This window comes from Pseudonocardia sp. ICBG601, from assembly GCF_020496245.1.
Genome location: NZ_JAHLJA010000190.1, coordinates 1 through 1,486, shown reverse-complemented (window position 1 = coordinate 1,486; position 1,486 = coordinate 1). Strand labels below are relative to the sequence as shown.

The 1,486-nt window shown below is 58.3% G+C and carries 1 protein-coding gene; it reads left to right on the top strand.

Translation table 11 applies throughout. From position 1 onward, the window contains the following. Nucleotides 1-697: 697 nt before the first annotated feature. A complete protein-coding gene (locus KPL57_RS59475; protein WP_226358812.1) occupies nt 698-1,156 on the top strand; it encodes a hypothetical protein in 459 nt (152 codons plus the stop codon). The last annotated feature ends 330 nt before the right edge of the window (nt 1,157-1,486 follow it).

Below are 1,486 nucleotides of genomic sequence, written 5' to 3'. Positions count from 1 at the left end.
GCCGGGCACGGTATTGAGGTGACTGGTTCTGTGGTTTCAAAGGTGCCGCAGGATGGATTTAGTATCTGCCTGCACGGTGTTTTGGTGCGTGCAGGAGCCTCCGCATCCGCTCGATGCGCGATCCGGCGGATGTGGGGGTTGTCGCGCTATCGTTGAGGTCGCGTGTCCTCGGTGCTGTCGGCCCGACAGGTGGCCCAGTAACTCCCGAGAGGGGTTTTGTTGCTCCCGAGAGAGCCCAAGATCGTTTTCGGGGCCGTCTTCTGGGCTTGCCCCGGGGCGCTCTCAGGTAGGTCATCGTTGTGACCTGCTGTTGTGTGGATGGTTGAGTGAGTCCCGGTGGGTCGGGCTGGCGCCCGACACCTCAACCACCCTGCTTCGCTGACGGTCGGTCGAGGTGTCGGGCGCCAGCCCGACCCACCGGGAGGGTGGTCGCGGAGCGGCCATGGTCATCAGTACGTAGTTCCATGCTTTGAGAGAAGGAAGGTCAAGGTCAAGGTCAAGGTCAACTGACTGCGGCGAGGGTGGGCGGTTTGGGTTGGTTTGGGCGTATCTGTCCGTAGTGCGTAGTGTGCTGAGCGTGTTCGTGTGATTGCTGCTGGTAGTGGTTCTTGACCAGCGGGGGGGGGCGTGTTCGCATGCGGTCATGTGTACGAAGAGGTTCGCATCCGTGTCCCGCGTTATCGGGACTGTGTTGGTTATGACTGTCGCAATGGGTTCAGCTAGCGGAATCGCTGCTGCGGATACTCCGCGCCTGACTAGTACTCCAGCGGAGGTCGCTCAGTCCATTGCGCCCGCGTTCAGTTTCAACAAGATCGCGATTGGGCAAACCGCGCAAGCCGCTTATGCGAATGACGATGAGCGCAATTACCAGATTATCTTGCGTTATGTGAACACCGCTACCGCGATCCCGACGTTCGATCGCAATGGTGCGATTAATGCTGGAGCAGACCCCGCATGGGTCGACGAATTCGATGCCGCCTTTAAAGACATTGCGCCCCGTGTCGCAGAAATGAAGAAGGCGGACCCGGCTAAGTATGCGGGTGGGGTGGGCGGCTATTCGTGGAGCTGCATCGTGGCTATCGCCGACATGGCGGGTGCGACGGTTGCGGCGGTGGCTGCAATCTTCGCTTCAGGGGGAGGTCTTGCGTCGCATTAGCGTTCTATGGGCTCTCGGGGGCTGGACTTAGCCTTAGCTGTTACTAGGCGCAGCTTGGAGATTCCGATTAGGGACGACTGGTCGATTGTCGAGAGAAGGCGAAACCTTATGAAATCTCGTCAACCTCTGTGGTGGCTGGGCTGGTTTGGACTGCCAGCTGTCACGCTGGGGGTACTGGGAGGTGGGATCGCTTATTTTCTATCGGCGGCTTTTCTCTACTGCTGATTCTTTTGCTGAAAACCCTACTTCTGGGGTTTATACTTGGACTGCTAATTTGCTACAAGTAGTTTCTCGGCTGCTGTGACTGACTCGATAATGTCGGAGTCGGGT